Consider the following 17,524-nt stretch of genomic DNA (forward strand, 5'->3'; position numbering starts at 1 on the left):
CTTATGCCTTCTTTCTCATATAAAAAATAAAAATCAGTGTAACAACCATTAAACCAAGTAACATTTGTGAAAATCCTAGTGAGCCTGTCGCATGTGCTAAAACACCAATTAAGGTAATACCAATTGTCATTCCTAATTTTTTACAGACAGACAATAAGCTCAACGAAGCATTGCGATCTCTAGGTGAAGCTTCAACAACAAGCACTTGTAAAGGAACTGTCATTAATGAACCAATTGCAATCCCAAAGAATAATAACGCAAATAAGAAAACTTTAAACGATGTAACTGAAAAATACATCACAACCAAGCTGATAAAAACGAGCCCCATCGTTCCGATAGTGGAATGGCTTGCTCCTTTTCTATCTGTCCAAATACCAGCAATCTTAGAACCAAGAAAGGTACCAACTGCCATAACAGTCATTAACGAACCCGCTTTTCTAGCATCTAAATGGAATGTCATTTCAATAAAAGATGGTAAAAAGGCAAATAAAGACATGACTAATCCTGTAGTGATTCCTCCAATTAAACTTGTACGATACGCAGGAACTTGCCATAAATTTCGTGAAAATAATACAGCTAATTGGTCCTTTTCTCTTGCTGCTTCAACTTTCATAAATAATGTAGCTGAAATGATAAGAATCGCTGCATATACGACTAATTCTACAATATGTCCACGAGAAAACCCTCTAGTCAATAATAAATTAAAGGCTACTAGTGCTAAAACAAATAAACTATTTCCTTTGATATCAAAGGATTTCGCCTCTGAGTTTGTTACTTTTGGCACAATAAAGAATGCAAGTAAGAAAATAATCGCAATTAAACATGCCATAACGAAATAAATATTGCGCCAATCGTGTGTTTTAGCCAAGCTAATAACACTGATAATCGGTGCGAAAATTGTTGATAAAGCAATCAAAGCACCAATATTTCCCACTCTGCCACCAATTTTTCTTTCTGTGTTAGCAAAAACCAATGAAAGTGTCAATGTTAATAATGAACTACTACCGAATGCTTGTAAGGCACGAAAAACTAATAGCATTGGAAATGTTTGACTTAAAGCGATTCCTAACACACCGACAAAATAAAAAGCCAACTCTGTTAAAAAGACCATGCGATAACCAAAACGATCAATCATACTACCCATCACAGGTGTGGCAAATAATAATCCTAATGTATAAATAGACACAATCCAACTTTTTTCAGCTGGTGTTAACATTAATCCTCTAGCCATTGAAGATAAGTTTGTACTAATAATTCCCGAATCTAATTGTGTAATAAATAAACTAATCACTAATAATGGTGCAAACCATTTTTCTGACTTTGTGGCACGTAACTCCATTGAATAAATCCCCCTAAAGCAATCCTAAATATGTTTGTAATTGTTGTGTTGTGTTTAATGACGTGCCGACCATAAAATATGGAAAATCAGAATAGACACTACTTGCTTCTGAAAAACGCATTTCATAAATAATTTTTTTGAATTCTAATGGATCTTCTGCAAACAATGTTACGCCCCATTCATGATCATCAAAACCGATTGATCCTGTAATAAATTGACGAATTTCCCCTGCATATTTCCGACCAATTAATCCATGTTCTTTCATTAATTCCCGTCTTTTTTCATAAGATAATGTATACCAATTCACCTCACCTGAGCGCACTTTATTCATTGGATAAAAACAAATGTAGTCCTCTTTTGGTAACTCTGGATAAAGATTTTTATTTGTTCTTGCCCAAGCCGTTTCTGTTTTCGGCATCCCACTGTAGGTACCTAGCTCAATAACCGAAACATAACTATGAACCGGAGTTAGGTATTGATAGATTGCTAAAGTATGCCATACGTTCTCTGCAATATTTAACTCTTTTAGTTCTGGGCGCAAAAGCATAAAGCCAAAATCACCTTTATGACCCGTGATATTCCACAAATAGTGGCTACCTTTTTGTGATTTTTCTACTTCTTGCCAATCTGTCAATAACTCAGACAATTCATTGAACATTGCTTGTTTGGTTTCTGCAGATTCTTTTTGCCATGCAGCCCAATCCATTCGAAAAACGAGATGCAAACAATACCAGCCATCTAAGGTTTCCACCTTTTCTGTAATCATGTGTATCCTCCCTTAAGTTTAATTATAATTATTACCGTTATTCGTTATATCATATTCAATAAAATTAAGTAGAGATTTTGCTTGTGAAATTTTAAAAGGGCATAAAATGAATAATAGTGACCATAAAAAAACAGGATGTACCACAAAGGGACATCCTATTTTCTATCTCGTTGATTCTTTTAACAGTAAGTATAAAAAGTATGGTGCGCCAATGATTGCCACAACCGTCCCTGCAGGAATCTCGCCGCTTCCTGGTGATAAGCGCCCTATTGTATCACTAATTAATAACAAGACACTACCTATTGCTGCAGCCACTGGTAAAAGTTGCCAATGTTTTTTAAAACCCAATCGACGCGTAATATGGGGAGTAATTAACCCTAGAAAACCAATGCCTCCTGTCACAGATACCGCCGCACCAGTTAAAGCGACTGCTGCAATAATTAATTTTATCCGTTCTCTTTGAATGTTCACACCTAAAGAAATTGCTGCGGCACCGCCAAATTGTAAGATATCCAATTCGCGATGTTTAAACAATAACCACGGAATCAAAACAAGCATCCACGGTAACAAAGCCAAAACAAAAAACCAATTACTGCCCCAAATGCTCCCAGCGTGCCACATCGTCACAAATCGATAATTTTCACTATCAATTTTGGTAATCAATAGCAAGGTTAACGCCGAAATCCCTGTGCTAACCACGACCCCTGTTAACACTAAACGCACAGGAATAATGCCCACTCTTTTTTTGTAAGCAAAAACAAAAATAATGACCGCAGTCAATAATGCTCCTGCTAAAATGGCTAAAACAATTCGTGGTAGTCGAAAATTAAATAAAAGTAAACGTTTCGCAGAAGTTCCCCCACCATTCACGATTTCCCAAATTTCACTCCAGCTTAAAGCTAATTTTCCATGAGTCAAAGCAAAGGATACCAGTAGAACAAGCACGACCAACAACACCGGAAAAATGGTTTATTTTCTCATAAACGTAGCCCACCTTTTCTTGAAAGATAAATAAAAAATGGAATACCAATTAATGCCGTAATAATTCCAAAAGGTGTCTCAAATGGTGGATTAATCGAAAGAGCGACTAGATCTGCCCAAACGACTAACAACGCACCGCCTAATCCAGTCAAAGGAATTAAATAGCGGTAATTTTCTCCAACAAAATGGCGTAATAAATGAGGGACAATCAATCCGACAAAACTTATCGAACCAACTACTGCTACAGATAAACCGGATAACACTAGCACAATAATTGCAGCAATCATACGTGTTTGTTGCGGTTTCTTTCCTAGACTAATTGCCGTGTCATCGCCAAATCGTAAAATCGTAATCGCTGGACTATTGATGATTGCTGCTATTAAAGCGACAGCAAAAAACGGCACAATCAAACGCAATTGACTCCAAGAAATCGTACTAATTCCACCAATTGACCAAAATGTAATGTCTTGACTAAGATGAAACTGTAAAGCTATTGCTTGGCTCCCAGCAATAAACAACGAGCTAATAGCTGCTCCAATAAAACATGCCAACAAGATAAACCAATAACTCGCATCAGAAAAAAAAAGCAAACATCTTGAAAAACATAGGACACCAAATTCATTAAGTCTTGATTTCCAATATTCTTAACATCCACTCCACCAAGGGTTGCTTGCCCATTGGTTACGGAACCAAACGCGCAATGGTTGTTTTCCCTGCACCAGATTCGCCCACTAGTGCAGTTAAAGTGCCTTCTTTTACTTCAAATGTGATATTTTTCAATACCTCTCGTTCTTCGTTGTAAGCAAAAGAAACCTGTTGAAATGCAATTGTTGCGCCTTGCGGTTGTAATGTATAGAGCAGTTGAACTAACTCTGCTTCATCTAGCATTGCCGTAATTTTGCGCGTCACACCTGCTAAACGAAACGACATTTGGCCATTGGAACGAAATGCTTTAATTAATGTATTGCCAATACCAATCGTCAACATGATAAATAAAACAAATAACGATAATGAAATTTCTTCCATACTATACAACCAAACGCCCATTGGAATCACTATTAATAATGGCATTTGAGCAAGCGCTACAAAATTGTTTTTCCTTCAAGCGTCTCTTTTTCAATCTCCACACTTAAATCTGCGGCTTTTTGAACGATCGTAGCATATTCTTCAAAAGCTTTTTCCGATTGCGAAAAAACACGTATAACTTTCATACCATAAATGTAACGCAAAACAGCGATTGGAATTAAACCACCGACTTCTATTTGTCTTGGAACTAATGGCTTCATCTTTTTCATAACATTCGTATAAAATAAACCTAATAATGGAATGATTAATAAAGCCGCAATCGCCATGCGCCAGTCTAATAGAAACATTGCTAAAAATGTCAAGATTGGAATTGAAAATCCGGTAGTAATATCAGGAATTAGATGGGCAATTCCTTCTTCTAATTGCTCGACATCTTCGTTCATTGATACTTTAATTTTCCCAGTATCATGTGTATCAAAATAACCTAAAGGTAGTTTTGTTAATTGTTCGGCTAGGGCAATGCGAATATCGTATAAGATATCAAACGCTGCTTGATGTGCAAAATCACTTGATAATTTATAACAAATTCCTTTTAACACAATCGCCAAAAATGCAATCCCCGCATATAAAATAAAAATATTTGGATTATCTGTCGGTCGCTCTAAAATTTCGATACTAAATAAATAAACAATACCGTATGGCACTAAGCCAAAAAGTGCTGCTAAGACAGACATCACCATCGAACTGTAAATAAACAATTTGCGCTTCCCTAAAAAAGGCTGCAATTTCTTCAATACAGAAGGTTGTTTTTCTTTTTGCTCATAATCTCGCTCCTTCCAAATGAGAATGATTCTCAGTACCGATTATAGCTGTTCGTTAAAGAAAAGCAATATCTTTAAAATATTTTATCTTTTGACATCTTTAGGATAACCACTTCTATTTTATTTAGGAACATTTTGTGAAAACCCTCTTGACTATCCTTTGAAGATATACTATCATTTGATACACTTAGAAAAATCAAAATTTTCTGAATATTACTCACTAAGAGCAGAAGAAAATGTTAGTTAAGGAAGGATTGGATTACATGAGTCAAGATAAATACATTTCATGGACAGGTGCCCCTACGCAAGAGGCCGTTGATTTACTAAAAAGCGGAGGCAAAGTTGTGGTTTGTCCAACAAAAGTTGGTTACATCATCACTGTAGCGGATAAAGAAGGATTAGAAAGAAAATTCTCTGCAAAAAATCGTAAAAGAAATAAACCTGGAGTCGTATTATGTGGCTCACTTGAACAACTTTTTGAACTAGCAGATATGAATGAAGAAATGGCTGCAGTTTACAAAAAATGTTGGGAAGAAGATGTCTTATTTGGTGCCATTCTTCCTTGGAAAGAATCTGGAAAACAATACATTCCTAACGACGGATCAGATGAATTGATGACAGATACGCGTGGAACAAGTTGTTTTGTATTAAAATTCGGTACACCTGGTGAACAAATTGCACAATCACTTTGGGCAGATGACAAAACACTATTATTCGCAAGCTCTGCAAACCCTTCTGGTAAAGGAAATCGCGGACTTGTTGAAGGTATTGGTGAACAAATTGAAAACGAAGCAGATTTAATTATTGAAGGTAACGATTATGTTGCTTCTATTCAGCCAGACAAAACAATTGAAACACGTTACGAACAAGGCGTTATGGTTTCATTTGTTGATAAAGAAGGAAATTTAGTACCAGAACAAGGAACAGAGCGTTCAATCTCTCCTGCGCCAGTCGTTATTCGTAAAGGTCTTGATATTGATAAAATTATGATGTATTTAGCAGACCAATTCAATTCTTGGGATTACCGTCACGGAGAATACTATTAAAAAAGACAAACAAAAGCTCGATTACGTAACTGTAGTCGAGTTTTTTTATCTGTCAGTAATTATCTATTGATAAATTCCATCAACACTCGATATTATAGACACATAGAGTCTGTAATTGAAAATGAGGGCATATTTATGAAATATTCAAAAGCAACTGATTATGCATTACACACGATGGTTTTATTAGGAGAAAAACATCAAGAACCGCCCATTAGTGTCGTTGAATTAACAGAAAGCCAAAACATCTCACCTACTTATCTTTCAAAAATATTAACCAAATTATCCAAAGAAGGACTGGTAAAAGCAACTTCAGGAACAAATGGTGGGTATTCGATTCGAAATGATTGGGAAATGATTTCTTTTCTGGATATTATTCAAGCAATCGAGGGGAAACAATCCATTTTTGAATGTTATGTGCACGACAATCCAAAATGTGTCGTTAAAAAAATTATGTTCGAAGCCGAATATTTGATGGAAAACTATCTCAAAAACCAACGTTTCGATGCTGCCGTTCGACAAAAGAGAGCGGTTTTCGGATAAACAAAAAGAGAAACGCAAATGTTTCTCTTTCTTTTATCACTTTATTAAGGATATAAACTATCTTTAATCACTCTTTTTGACAATTATTTTTAGATAGTGAGGTGTAAATGAATGATTATGTATCTAATAGGTATCCTCTTTTTAGGTTTTTGTGTTGGCCTTGTTTCAGGTATGTTTGGTTTAGGTGGCGGTGGACTGATTGTTCCAGCTCTTTTATTTTTACTACCAATGATTCAAGTTCCCTCTTCTCATATCATGTTTATGACAATGGGCACAGCTTTTGCAACCATGATTATTAGCACGAGTGCTTCCGCATATACGCATTATAAAAATCAGAACATTGATTTTAAACGAGTTCGTTTTTTCTTATCGATTTTGTTACTCACAACGTTATTCATTAGCCAATTTGTCACATCGATAAATCCTAATTTTTTAAAATTTGCCTTTTCAACTTTTTTAATTTATTTAGGGATAAAATTGCTCTTTCAATCAGACAGCTCAACCATTGTCAGTCCAAAAACAATCAATAAAACAAAAGATACAATGTATGCTTTTTTGATTGGAACTATTGCAACTTTAGGTAGCATTTCGGGAGCAGGGTTAATCATTACTTATTTAAAAAAAACGGGTATGTCTTAAAAAAAAGCCATTGGTACAGCTTCTTTTTGCGGTGTATTCTTAACAACTTTTGCTTCAATAGGTTTTATTGTTAGTGGTTTTTTTCAACCTAATTTACCGTCTTATTCCTTAGGTTATATTCATGTCCCCACTGTGTTTGTGTTAGCCTTGTTATCGATTCCTATGTCAAAAATTGGCGTGCAAGTGATGTTAAAATTACCTGAGCGCAAAGTCAAACTGCTATTTGCCCTCTTTTTAATTAGTTTAAGTCTTTACATGTTATTCAATAGTCTACAAGCTATTTTTTAATTTAATACTAAAGGAGAATGTTACTATGTTATATGATTGTATTGTAGTTGGTGGCGGTCCTGCAGGGGCCAATGCTGCCTTAGTTTTAGGTAGAGCAAAGTTAAACGTCTTGCTCATTGATGATGACCAAGCGCGTAACAAAGTGACACATGAATCACACGGATTTATCACAAATGATCGTTTATCACCTACTGAAATAAAAAAACGTGCCTTCAATGATTTATTGAAATATCCAACCATTCATTAATGGATCACGTTGAAACCATTGAAGATCAAGGAGAATTTTTCACGGTCAAAACAACAACTCAGGAATTTTCGGCTACACGGATTGTTTTAGCAATTGGGTTAAAAGAAACGTTACCAGATATTCCTGGATTATCGTCTTTGTATGGACAGTCCTTTTTTAATTGTTCGTTCTGTGACGGCTGGGAAATGAAAGATAAAAAATTAGGAGTAATTATTGAGCAAGAGGAATTTATTTTACATTTTGTGCCTATGATTTTTCATTGGAATCAGACAATCACCGTTTTGACTAACGGAATATCGGTGAATAAAGAAATCAAGCAGCGCTTAAATGAAAAAAAAATCTCTTTGATTGAACAGCCGATTCAAAAAATAACCAATCAAGGAGTTTACTTTATATCTGACACGAAAAAAATAATTGATGGTGGATTTGTCATGCCGACATTCAGTGTCAATACATCTTTTATTCAAGGATTTTCCTTATCCTTAAATGAATGGTCGTATCGCTACGGACGACTTCGGACAGACTTCCTATCCACGTATTTATGCAGCTTGCGATAGCCATGCAGCCTTTGCAGAACAATTGGTACACGCCGCTAGCTCAGGTAGTAAAGTAGCTTCTGGAATCGTGCGAGAAATTGCCTTTGCGAACTTCGGCTCCTTCGAGTAAAATAGAACTGTACTTCTTAGAAAGAAAGGAGCGTGGAGAATGAAAAAATTAGTTGGCTTTCTCTTAGGTTTTCTTGCATTAATTAGTTGCAATGCGTATGTATTATCGAATAAAACCGAAGCAATGCCTGAACAACTAATCTATGCTAAAGAAATAGAAAAAGAACCTACTGTCACGACGACTTCCACAGATACGACCACTACAGAAGAAACAAAAGAAGCAGCGCCTACAAAAACACTGAAACAAGAAGCAAAAATTGATTGGCGCGCCCCTTCAGAAGATAAAGCCTATCCTGCTTTACGCAGTAGTGATGTTTTATTAGTCGATACACAAAAACAACGCGTCTTCATCCAACGAGAGGACAAAACAATTTATACCATGTATTGTTCAACTGGTGCTGAAGAAACACCGACTCCTAAAGGCGAATTTGTGATTGAGCCAGAAAAAGGAGAAACATTTTTCAATGCAGATTCTGGTGAAGGTGCAAATTATTATGTTTCTTTTAAAGATCATGGCGTTTACTTATTCCATAGTGTACCTGTCGACAAATCCGGTGAATACATTGTAGAAGAAGCTGAAGAACTAGGGCATAAAGCCAATTCGCATGGTTGTGTACGCCTTTCAGTTCCTGATGCAGAGTGGTTTTATGAAAACTCCATCGTTGGCATGAAAGTAATCATCGTCTAACGTATAGAAAAAACTGGGCAACTAATAGCTAGTTGTCCAGTTTTTTTGATTGTTAGTTTATAAAAAGACACCAATAATTTGGGTCGCTAACACAATCGTAATAAGTGCAATTGGGTACGTAGAAGCATAGGGTACCGCCACTTCATCTGTTCCAGAAGAAGAAATTAACACGCCTAACGCTGGTGTGCTAGTTAACCCACCACATACTGCACCTAATGCTAAAAGCAAGTCTAACTTAAAGACTTTACGTGCAATCACATAGCCCACAACAATTGGAACTAACGTCATAATTGCGCCTAATAAGAATAAGACGACACCATATTTTTGAAGCGTTTCGACAAACCCAACACCTGCACTAGCACCTGCTCCCATTAAAAAGAGCACTAAACCAAATTCACGCATTACATTCAACGTATCTTGAGGAACGAGGATCGAGACACGTCCTACAAAACGGAAATGTCCTAAAATCAACCCAGCTAACAAAGGGCCTCCTGAAATACCTAATGAAAATTCTGCGCCTCCAGGTAAAGGTATCGATACGGAAGCAATCAACAGCCCCAACAAAATGGCTAGCGAGAAAGAGAAGAAGCCAATTCGATCAATCGTAATGAACTTGCGATTTTCGCGTCTTGTTTCTTTTGGTGCAGTCAGACCTTCTGTTAATTTTTCTCGTTCGACCTTCATATCAGCTCCTAAAATTTTAGGAATCATTTGAATCGCAATTACTTTTCCAACTACTGCAAAGGGGTACGCAATCCCATAACCAATGGATGCTAAATTATCACCAGTCGCTTCTAATGCGGCTGCTAAACCTGGTGTACTGGTAATCGCTCCTGTATATAGCCCTAAAGCTAATGCAGTAGGAAGGTTGAATAATTGTAAAAATGCCAAACAACTTAAGACACCCGCTAAAACGGTCAATACGCCTAATAAAATATATACCCAAGCTTTTTGTTTAAAATTTCTAAAAAAGACGGGACCTGCCGTATACCCTACTGAAGTTACAAAAAAGATTAAACCAATGTTACGAATAATTTCTGAAATCTCAAAACCAAAATGACCGAAAACCAAAGCAATCAGCAAGACACCAGAGCTTCCCAAACGGATACCCCAAAAGTTAATACTGCCGAGCCCATAGCCTAACACTAAAATGCTAAAAATAGTAAATAATTCTTCCATCGTCTCTCTCCTATTATCGATTGAGTCATGCAAACTGGCTCAATTTTTAACGTACCATCACAAAAACAACATAAATCTCCCCATCTATTAAAAGACGAGAAGATTCTGTTTTTGAATCATACTATGATTTAGTTTAACCCAAATGAGTAATGAGTCAATCGTTTATTTCAAAACACTTAAAACAAGTGCTTCAAAATATTTCACTGCTGGAAATAATGCAGTGTCATCCACTCTAAATTTTGGATGATGTAGTTCATAAGGACCTCCTGAACCAATCATCACAAAAGAGCCTGGAATTTTTTCTTGATAGTATGCAAAATCTTCACCGATTGCTGATTCTTTAACGATTCGTGTTTCATAACCAACTGCTTGGGCTGCTTCTAAAGAAACAGTCGTCCATTTTTCATCATTGGTGACTGAAGGACAGCTCGCATGCCAAATTAAGTCAATCTCAATCTCATTTGCTAAAGCAATTCCTTCTAAAATTTTACGAATCCGTTGTTCAACTTTTTGGCGATTCTCTGCACTAAAATTACGAACAGTCCCTTCTAAATAGGCACTTTCGGGAATAACATTCCACGTTTCACCACTGTGTACTTGGGTAATGCTTAAAACTGCATGTGAATCAGGGGCTAAATTACGACTAACAATAGGTTGAAACGCTTGAATAATCTGTGCTAAAACGATGAGTGGATCAACCCCTTCATGAGGTTTCGCGCCATGCGCCCCTTCCGCTTTTACGATAATTTCAAATCGATCGACTGCCGCTGTTAATTCGCCAACTTTGGTTCCTAATGTACCAACAGGTAAGGATGGGTCATTGTGGAAGCCAAAAATTGCTTCGACATTTTCCAAAACACCCGTTTCTAGCACTTTCCCTGCACCTTGAGCCACTTCTTCAGCAGCTTGAAAAATAACTAGTACCGTTCCTTTTAACTTATCTCGTTGTTGATTCAATAAAATAGTTGCTCCTAAGACAACTGATGTATGAAAATCATGTCCACAAGCGTGCATGGCACCTTCGTTTTCAGAAACAAATTCAACGCCTGACTGTTCAACAATTGGTAAAGCATCAATGTCTGCGCGCAAAGCAATTGTTGGCCCTGTTTCTGCACCGGTTATTTGGGCAATTAGTCCTGTTTCTAATGGTGTATCAACAATCGTCACTCCATGAGAGAGTAATAATTGACGAATATTTTCAGTTGTTTGATATTCTTGATGTGATAATTCAGGATAACGATGCATATTGCGTCGATATTCAATTAAAAAAGTTTCTAGTTCTTGTAAATCTACCACGTTATCGCTCCCTTAGTTAATACTCTTTAAAAATTGATTCATTCGTGCATTAGTTGTCGATGAAAGAACTTCTTCCGGTGTTCCTTCATGTAAGATTTTGCCGTCTTCCATAAAAACGACACGATTGGCCACTTCTTTCGCAAATTGCATTTCATGTGTCACAATCACCATGGTCGTTTCTTGTTTAGCCAATTCACGAATGACTTGTAATACTTCTCCAACCAATTCTGGATCTAAAGCAGAAGTTGGTTCATCAAATAATAAGGCATGTGGCTCAACTGCTAATGCTCGAGCAATACTCACACGTTGTTGTTGTCCGCCTGATAGCGTAACTGGGTATTGTTTAGCTTGTGCTGACAATCCAACTCTATTTAACAAAGCTAAACCATACGTTTCCGCTTCTTTTTTAGACATCTTCTTATTCGCTACCAGTGATTCTGTTACATTTTCTAACGCTGTTTTATTTCGGAACAGATTATAGTTTTGAAAAACCATCGCTGTTTGTTGGCGCAATTGATATTCTTCTTTTTTCGTATATTTGCTCGTATCCAGTGTGACCTCGCCAATCGTAATCACTCCTGAATCAGGTTCTTCCAAAAGTGGAAAAAAGAACAGCACTGGGATGCCCTCTGACATTTCCATGCGTGTCATCCATATCTAATAAATGTGCTTGAAAGCCATTGTATAAAGCAGAAAATGATGAACTTGCTGTCCTCTCATCACCAATTAGTACACAATCGCCTACTAATTGTTCGGAATATGCCTTTTTTAATTGATGTAACTCAGGTGAGTCTCGTGCCCATAGAGAAGCCGACACATAATCGAGTAAAGCAAGTTTCGCTTTTGGCATCGCTTCTTTTGAAACTTCGACATCTAAAAAATGTTGAACAAATTGCTGTGACTTCACCCTTTCACCTCCATTGAATCAAAAAGTCCTTCCAGAAATTGCTTTCTGGAAGGACGAAATAATCGCGGTACCACCTTCATTATTCTTTGATTTATCAAAGAATCACTCGAATATTCATATGACATGAATCGATGGGATAACGGACATCTCCGTTGACTGCTCGTTTGTCAACTCACAACCAAAAGCTCCAAGACCATTTTCCATGTTTTATCATTCCTCTTTTTCACCGACCAGAGTTCTCTATCTAAATGATGCATGCATGTACTTATCTTATCTACGCAACGTCTATTTCTTAATTAGCAAAAGAATAGCTTTCCTGTAGGGTAAAGTCAACGAATGTTGCGATAGAAATTTCTAATCACTTCTAGTCACTTTCAAAAAATAAGTCAATTAAAATTAAAGAAAACACGATAAAAACACATCATTTTCTAATTTTATAACCATAGATAAAAACGTTCACGATTTGTTTTATTCAGAGTATTCAGAAAAATAATTGCTTTCATTTTTATCATGAGAAATTATTTTTTTCACAATTCTATCAGGACGCTTCCTATTTATAATTAGTTTAATTTAAATGACAAACAAATTATCTAAACGAGAATAACTTCTGCTAAACACTTTAGAATTATCAAATATTTCAGTATTAAAATTGAAGTGAGTACCTTCCTAGTTTATAATTATTATAAACTAGGAGGTAATTACATGACAAAAAATTATTTAACCACTGCTCAGGGTGCTCCTGTTGCAGATAATCAAAATTCTTTAACGGCAGGTCAAAATGGCCCCGTTTTAATACAAGATGTTCACTTATTAGAAAAACTTGCACACTTTAATCGTGAACGTGTCCCTGAACGAGTGGTTCATGCCAAAGGAGCTGGCGCACATGGTGTTTTTAAAGTGACTAATGATGTCTCTGCGTATACAAAAGCCGATTTTTTATCAGAAATTGGAAAAGAAACACCTGTATTCACGCGATTCTCAACTGTTGCCGGTGAATTAGGTTCTGCAGATACATTACGTGACCCACGCGGTTTTGCTGTTAAATTCTATACAGAAACTGGAAACTATGACATTGTAGGCAATAATACACCTATTTTCTTTATTCGAGATGCAATCAAATTTCCAGATTTTATTCATACTCAAAAACGTGATCCTCGAACACATTTAAAAAATCCTAATGCTGTCTGGGATTTTTGGTCCCTTTCGCCAGAGTCACTACATCAAATTACTATTTTAATGAGTGATCGTGGTATTCCAGCAACCTATCGCCACATGCACGGCTACGGTAGTCATACTTTTTTATGGGTCAATAATAATGATGAGCAATTTTGGGTAAAATATCATTTTAGAACCAATCAAGGCGTGAAAAATTTGTTAGCAGATGTTGCCACAAAAATTGCTGGTGAAAATCCTGATTATCATACAGAAGATTTGTATCATGCGATTGAAAATGGAGATACGCCTTCTTGGACCTTACATGTACAACTTATTCCATTTGAAGAAGGCTTAGAAATGAAAGAATTATTATTTGATGTCACTAAAACCATTTCTCAAAAGAAATATCCATTAATCGAAGTTGGAACGATGACATTAAATCGTAACCCAGAAAATTATTTTGCTGAGGTGGAACAAGTAACCTTTAGTCCTGGTAATTTTGTCCCTGGTATCGAAGCTTCTCCTGACAAATTGTTACAAGGACGTTTATTCGCTTATGGTGATGCTCATCGTTATCGAGTGGGCGCAAACAGTTCACAATTACCAATCAACGCACCAAAAGTAGCTGTACGAAATAATCAAAAAGATGGTGCCATGCGCATGGATAACGGAACGAGTAGTGTGAACTACGAACCAAATAGTTTTAATAGCGTGAAAGAACAAGCTGCTGCCAAAATTTCACGTTATGCGATTGAGGGATCAATTGGAAATTACACATACGACGACAATTACTACAGCCAAGCAGGTGATTTGTATCGTTTGTTACCTATCGATGAACAACAACGATTAGTTGAAAATATCGTTGCATCGTTAAGTCAAGTCACTTACCCTGAAATTCAACAAAGACAATTACTACATTTTTATCAAGCAGATGAAGCCTATGGACAAGCAGTTGCCGATGGTCTAGGTCTTACTGTAAAAAACAAGTAGAAAAAATAGCCGGACGATCGTAAAAATTCGTCCGGCTATTTTGCTATTACAGAGACTGAAGTTACAGCCATTTTTTATCATTCGACATACACTTTACGAAATCCTCTAACACCTTCTGTAAATCCTACACTTTCATAAAATTGATGGGCAGCTTTACGATAACCAGAAGATACTAAAACAGCATATGCGCAATTATTCTTCGTAGCAAAGTCATCAAGCGCCATCATTAATTGACGTCCAACGCCTTTCCCGCGAGTTTTTTCTTTAACAATCACATCTTCAATCACTAAAAAAGGAACGGTCACTGTTTGACAACAAATTCCTAGAGCAGTCCCTACTATCTCTTGATTTTCTTTAGCAACTGCTAAAAAATAAGTTTCATCGCGAATCATTTTTGCTGTTGTTTGTTTAGCCTCAACTAACGTCATTTCAAAAGGAAGTAGTTCTTGATATAAAGTTAATAGTTCTGGAACATCGGTTAATTCCGCTTGTTTAATTATCATTATCTGTTCACCTCTTGCTGACATTGTAACATAGTCAGTACGGCTCGTTAGCAGTCTAATTTAGTATTTCTACAACTATTACATTTGCGATAATAGTTGCGGAAATAAAAAAATTCTTCCAAATGATACGCAACCATTTGGAAGAACCAGATATTATGCACGATTTTTTTTGAAATATACCATACTTTGTAAAAAGATAACGAGTAATAAAATGAGTAACACGACCATCGCTATTTGTGAGCCTTTGATAGTGGAATCAATGATATTGGTTCCATTTTGTTGGACTAAACTAATGATTGTTGCCACAACAGCAGTTGACACGGCACCCGCAAATTGCTGCAACGTATTAAAAATCGTATTGCCATCGCCATATTCTCTTTGTTTTAATTGGTTCATTCCAGTAGTCATCATATTACTATAACATAAACCAATCCCAATCATATAAACCACGTGACCTGCGATTAAAGTCACTAACAAAGGTTGTTTCAACAAGATGGTTAATCCTGTCCAGCCAATAATCGCCAATGTTAGTCCGATTAAAATAGGCTTTTTACTACCAAATCGATCCAATAAATTACCTGAAATCGGTGCTAAGACTGCACCAACTGTTGCCCCTGGTAACATTAATAACCCTGCAACAAACGCATCTTTTCCTAAAACAATTTGAACAAAATTCGGTAAAACAAATGACACACCTAATAACAATGCCTGACAAACTAAAAAACCAAATAAAAAGACTCGAAATTGCTTTTGTTTCAAAATATCTAAATGAACGAGCGGCTCTTTCGCATGTTTCGATTGATAATAAAATAAAACTAATCCAGCGATCCCAACAACCAACCAAATGAGTGCTTGCCATTGATGAATCTGATTTAAAAACATTAAAAATCCAGTAAATAGTAACGTTACTCCAAGTAATCCTAAGACGTCCAATCGACTATTTCCTTGTGGGCTGGTTTCAGGAATAGCGATAACCCCCATCACCAATGAAACCAGTAATATCGGAATCAATAATAAAAAGATATAATGCCATGATAAATGCGCCGTTAAAATCCCTCCATACGTGGGTCCTAAAGCTGGAGCAATCGAAGTAGTCATTGTGCCAATTCCCATCATGGTTCCTCGCTTTTCAGGGGAACTAAATGTCAAAATAATGTGGAACATCAACGGTAAAGCAATCCCTGTACTCACGCCTTGTAAAAAACGTCCAACTAGTAATATCGGAAAATTAATCGCAAAAAAATCAATTAATAGACCCAAGATAAAAAAGAGATTGGCGATTGCAAATAATTTGCGAATCGAGAAATTTTTTAACAAATAGTTTGAAAAAGGAACAAATATCGAAATAACTAATAAATAAATAGTCGTTACCCACTGGACTTGCCCAGTTGTGATTCCGAATTCGTTAATTAAAGTTGGAAAAGTCACGTTCATTGCGGTTTCAATCAAGACACCTGCAAACGACATCATTCCCGTAGCAATAATTGCTGGTAATAGTTTGATATTTTTTTCTTGCATGTACTCTCTCTCCTCCAATTTCATCGAAAAAAAAAGAGAGACAGTTTCTAAATGAATAGAAACCGCCTCTCTTTCGACACACCTACCAAAGTAAATGTGTTATCTGTACGATTTATTGAACTTAATCATAAAATAGAACTCTTTTTTCGTCAAGTATCTCTAACGATTTTTTTCAAAAAAGTCAAATCCTTGTTTTTGCAAGAAATCTGTTACTTCTGGACGACGGTTTATTTTAAAATGTTCTTGAATTTTTTGACTCCATGTTGCTTGCTGTGTATTATTCGACCGTTGTTGATAGTAGGTTTGCATGACAGCATCATAATTATCAAGAGTCACTTCCTCCATCTCTTGATAACCATCAATCTGAACAATTACATCTTGAAATAGCCGTGGTTTCACTTCATTTTTTTCGTTTGGATACCCCACAATCATTCCAAAAAGCGGCACTGTGAGCTGAGGTAAATTGAACATTTCTGCTACACGAAAAATATCGTTACGAATTCCCCCGATATAACAAATACCCAAATCTTGTGATTCTGCATAAACTGTCATATTTTGAGCCGCAATTGTTGTATCCACAACAGATACCAAGAAAGATTCCATTGATGCAAAAGCAGCTAAGTCACGATTGGCACGTTTTGCAATTTGATAGTTACGATTCAAGTCTGCTACAAAAAGATAAAAGACACCATGTTCTGCACCATAGCCAGAAAAATTAGCAATTGTTGCGATTTCTGCTAATTTTTCCGGGTTTTTCACTTCAATAATCGAGTAGGCTTGAACAAAATTTGAGGAAGAACCACTTTGCGCAGCTTGTATTAATTGTTGTTTCAATTGTTCTGACAGTGCTTTCTCACGGAAAGAACGAGCTGAGGTGTGACTGGTCAATTGCTCTAGAAAATCCATTGTTTCTCCTCCTTCCCATAATTA

The 17,524-nt window shown here is 36.4% G+C and carries 19 protein-coding genes, 1 pseudogene and 1 other annotated feature; of the genes and pseudogenes, 7 read left to right on the top strand and 13 right to left on the bottom strand.

The features are described 5' to 3' along the window. Window position 1: 1 nt before the first annotated feature. The 6 genes from PYW32_RS06950 to PYW32_RS06975 form a co-directional block, all read right to left on the bottom strand. Window positions 2-1,339 carry an MFS transporter gene (locus PYW32_RS06950; RefSeq protein ID WP_016175040.1) on the bottom strand — a complete coding sequence of 446 codons (1,338 nt, stop codon included), beginning with the start codon at window positions 1,337-1,339 and terminating at the stop codon, window positions 2-4. Window positions 1,340-1,352: 13 nt separating this feature from the next. Continuing rightward, the gene (gene hemQ, locus PYW32_RS06955; protein ID WP_016175039.1) at window positions 1,353-2,105 is read right to left on the bottom strand and encodes a hydrogen peroxide-dependent heme synthase; all 753 of its coding nucleotides are present in this window, start codon (window positions 2,103-2,105) and stop codon (window positions 1,353-1,355) included. A gap of 162 nt (window positions 2,106-2,267) precedes the next feature. Beyond that, window positions 2,268-3,050 (bottom strand): FecCD family ABC transporter permease, encoded by a 783-nt coding sequence (locus PYW32_RS06960; protein ID WP_245558571.1) that lies wholly within the window; start codon window positions 3,048-3,050, stop codon window positions 2,268-2,270. Window positions 3,051-3,082: 32 nt separating this feature from the next. Continuing rightward, window positions 3,083-3,640 carry a FecCD family ABC transporter permease gene (locus PYW32_RS06965; protein WP_249023803.1) on the bottom strand — a complete coding sequence of 186 codons (558 nt, stop codon included), beginning with the start codon at window positions 3,638-3,640 and terminating at the stop codon, window positions 3,083-3,085. Window positions 3,641-3,767: 127 nt separating this feature from the next. Then, entirely contained in the window at window positions 3,768-4,157 is a 390-nt protein-coding gene (locus tag PYW32_RS06970; protein WP_016175036.1) for an ATP-binding cassette domain-containing protein, read from the bottom strand. A gap of 11 nt (window positions 4,158-4,168) precedes the next feature. Next, window positions 4,169-4,870, bottom strand: a complete 702-nt coding sequence (locus tag PYW32_RS06975; protein WP_248636474.1) for an ABC transporter transmembrane domain-containing protein — start codon at window positions 4,868-4,870, stop codon at window positions 4,169-4,171. Between the two features lie 326 nt (window positions 4,871-5,196). Here PYW32_RS06975 and PYW32_RS06980 point away from each other — a divergent pair, with 326 nt between their 5' ends. The 6 genes and pseudogenes from PYW32_RS06980 to PYW32_RS07005 all read left to right on the top strand — a co-directional run bounded on the left by PYW32_RS06980 (window position 5,197) and on the right by PYW32_RS07005 (window position 9,046). Continuing rightward, window positions 5,197-5,979: an L-threonylcarbamoyladenylate synthase gene (locus PYW32_RS06980; protein ID WP_016175034.1), complete on the top strand. Its 783-nt coding sequence runs from the start codon at window positions 5,197-5,199 to the stop codon at window positions 5,977-5,979. Window positions 5,980-6,114: 135 nt separating this feature from the next. Continuing rightward, window positions 6,115-6,519 (top strand): Rrf2 family transcriptional regulator, encoded by a 405-nt coding sequence (locus PYW32_RS06985; protein WP_016175033.1) that lies wholly within the window; start codon window positions 6,115-6,117, stop codon window positions 6,517-6,519. A gap of 117 nt (window positions 6,520-6,636) precedes the next feature. Continuing rightward, window positions 6,637-7,446: pseudogene (locus tag PYW32_RS06990) on the top strand (sulfite exporter TauE/SafE family protein). Between the two features lie 25 nt (window positions 7,447-7,471). Next, a complete protein-coding gene (locus PYW32_RS06995; RefSeq protein WP_016175031.1) occupies window positions 7,472-7,693 on the top strand; it encodes an FAD-dependent oxidoreductase in 222 nt (73 codons plus the stop codon). Continuing rightward, window positions 7,693-8,250, top strand: a complete 558-nt coding sequence (locus PYW32_RS07000; RefSeq protein ID WP_016175030.1) for an NAD(P)/FAD-dependent oxidoreductase — start codon at window positions 7,693-7,695, stop codon at window positions 8,248-8,250. The genes PYW32_RS06995 and PYW32_RS07000 overlap by 1 nt, the downstream gene beginning before the upstream one ends. Before the next feature lie 148 nt (window positions 8,251-8,398). Further along, the gene (locus PYW32_RS07005; RefSeq protein WP_016175029.1) at window positions 8,399-9,046 is read left to right on the top strand and encodes a L,D-transpeptidase; all 648 of its coding nucleotides are present in this window, start codon (window positions 8,399-8,401) and stop codon (window positions 9,044-9,046) included. 57 nt (window positions 9,047-9,103) lie between these two features. On the opposite strand, the gene PYW32_RS07010 is transcribed toward PYW32_RS07005, so the two are convergent. From PYW32_RS07010 to PYW32_RS07025, 4 genes are all read right to left on the bottom strand, one after another. Further along, window positions 9,104-10,225 (bottom strand): aspartate-alanine antiporter-like transporter, encoded by a 1,122-nt coding sequence (locus PYW32_RS07010; RefSeq protein WP_016175028.1) that lies wholly within the window; start codon window positions 10,223-10,225, stop codon window positions 9,104-9,106. A gap of 162 nt (window positions 10,226-10,387) precedes the next feature. Continuing rightward, window positions 10,388-11,521 (bottom strand): amidohydrolase, encoded by a 1,134-nt coding sequence (locus tag PYW32_RS07015; RefSeq protein ID WP_016175027.1) that lies wholly within the window; start codon window positions 11,519-11,521, stop codon window positions 10,388-10,390. A gap of 12 nt (window positions 11,522-11,533) precedes the next feature. Beyond that, a complete protein-coding gene (locus tag PYW32_RS07020) occupies window positions 11,534-12,163 on the bottom strand; it encodes an amino acid ABC transporter ATP-binding protein (protein WP_016175026.1) in 630 nt (209 codons plus the stop codon). Then, window positions 12,105-12,428, bottom strand: a complete 324-nt coding sequence (locus PYW32_RS07025; protein ID WP_016175025.1) for an MmgE/PrpD family protein — start codon at window positions 12,426-12,428, stop codon at window positions 12,105-12,107. The genes PYW32_RS07020 and PYW32_RS07025 overlap by 59 nt, the downstream gene beginning before the upstream one ends. Before the next feature lie 46 nt (window positions 12,429-12,474). After that, window positions 12,475-12,714: a binding site (T-box leader), on the bottom strand. 416 nt (window positions 12,715-13,130) lie between these two features. Between PYW32_RS07025 and PYW32_RS07030 the strand changes: the two genes are divergently transcribed. Beyond that, on the top strand, window positions 13,131-14,573 hold the full coding sequence (locus PYW32_RS07030; protein WP_016175024.1) for a catalase: 1,443 nt from the start codon (window positions 13,131-13,133) through the stop codon (window positions 14,571-14,573). A gap of 77 nt (window positions 14,574-14,650) precedes the next feature. Here the strand turns inward: PYW32_RS07030 and PYW32_RS07035 are convergent, their stop codons facing one another. The 3 genes from PYW32_RS07035 to nfsA all read right to left on the bottom strand — a co-directional run bounded on the left by PYW32_RS07035 (window position 14,651) and on the right by nfsA (window position 17,500). Beyond that, window positions 14,651-15,076 (bottom strand): GNAT family N-acetyltransferase, encoded by a 426-nt coding sequence (locus PYW32_RS07035; RefSeq protein WP_016175023.1) that lies wholly within the window; start codon window positions 15,074-15,076, stop codon window positions 14,651-14,653. Window positions 15,077-15,229: 153 nt separating this feature from the next. Next, entirely contained in the window at window positions 15,230-16,594 is a 1,365-nt protein-coding gene (locus tag PYW32_RS07040; protein WP_016175022.1) for an MFS transporter, read from the bottom strand. 159 nt (window positions 16,595-16,753) lie between these two features. Continuing rightward, complete coding sequence (gene nfsA / locus PYW32_RS07045) at window positions 16,754-17,500, bottom strand: oxygen-insensitive NADPH nitroreductase (RefSeq protein WP_016175021.1); 747 nt, start codon at window positions 17,498-17,500, stop codon at window positions 16,754-16,756. Window positions 17,501-17,524 lie beyond the last annotated feature (24 nt).

Origin of the sequence: Enterococcus saccharolyticus subsp. saccharolyticus (assembly GCF_029023825.1) — a bacterium.
GTDB classification, from domain to species: Bacteria; Bacillota; Bacilli; order Lactobacillales; family Enterococcaceae; genus Enterococcus_F; species Enterococcus_F saccharolyticus.

What these genes read in the sequence shown, in the direction of transcription:
- PYW32_RS07020 (WP_016175026.1), bottom strand. Translation starts at nt 12,163, where the DNA reads ATGGAAATGTCAGAGGGCATCCCAGTGCTGTTCTTTTTTCCACTTTTG.
- PYW32_RS07040 (WP_016175022.1), bottom strand. Translation starts at nt 16,594, where the DNA reads ATGCAAGAAAAAAATATCAAACTATTACCAGCAATTATTGCTACGGGA.
- PYW32_RS06950 (WP_016175040.1), bottom strand. Translation starts at nt 1,339, where the DNA reads ATGGAGTTACGTGCCACAAAGTCAGAAAAATGGTTTGCACCATTATTA.
- PYW32_RS07030 (WP_016175024.1), top strand. Translation starts at nt 13,131, where the DNA reads ATGACAAAAAATTATTTAACCACTGCTCAGGGTGCTCCTGTTGCAGAT.
- PYW32_RS06970 (WP_016175036.1), bottom strand. Translation starts at nt 4,157, where the DNA reads ATGCCATTATTAATAGTGATTCCAATGGGCGTTTGGTTGTATAGTATG.
- PYW32_RS07010 (WP_016175028.1), bottom strand. Translation starts at nt 10,225, where the DNA reads ATGGAAGAATTATTTACTATTTTTAGCATTTTAGTGTTAGGCTATGGG.
- PYW32_RS06985 (WP_016175033.1), top strand. Translation starts at nt 6,115, where the DNA reads ATGAAATATTCAAAAGCAACTGATTATGCATTACACACGATGGTTTTA.
- hemQ (WP_016175039.1), bottom strand. Translation starts at nt 2,105, where the DNA reads ATGATTACAGAAAAGGTGGAAACCTTAGATGGCTGGTATTGTTTGCAT.
- PYW32_RS07000 (WP_016175030.1), top strand. Translation starts at nt 7,693, where the DNA reads ATGGATCACGTTGAAACCATTGAAGATCAAGGAGAATTTTTCACGGTC.
- nfsA (WP_016175021.1), bottom strand. Translation starts at nt 17,500, where the DNA reads ATGGATTTTCTAGAGCAATTGACCAGTCACACCTCAGCTCGTTCTTTC.
- PYW32_RS06995 (WP_016175031.1), top strand. Translation starts at nt 7,472, where the DNA reads ATGTTATATGATTGTATTGTAGTTGGTGGCGGTCCTGCAGGGGCCAAT.
- PYW32_RS06980 (WP_016175034.1), top strand. Translation starts at nt 5,197, where the DNA reads ATGAGTCAAGATAAATACATTTCATGGACAGGTGCCCCTACGCAAGAG.
- PYW32_RS07005 (WP_016175029.1), top strand. Translation starts at nt 8,399, where the DNA reads ATGAAAAAATTAGTTGGCTTTCTCTTAGGTTTTCTTGCATTAATTAGT.
- PYW32_RS07035 (WP_016175023.1), bottom strand. Translation starts at nt 15,076, where the DNA reads ATGATAATTAAACAAGCGGAATTAACCGATGTTCCAGAACTATTAACT.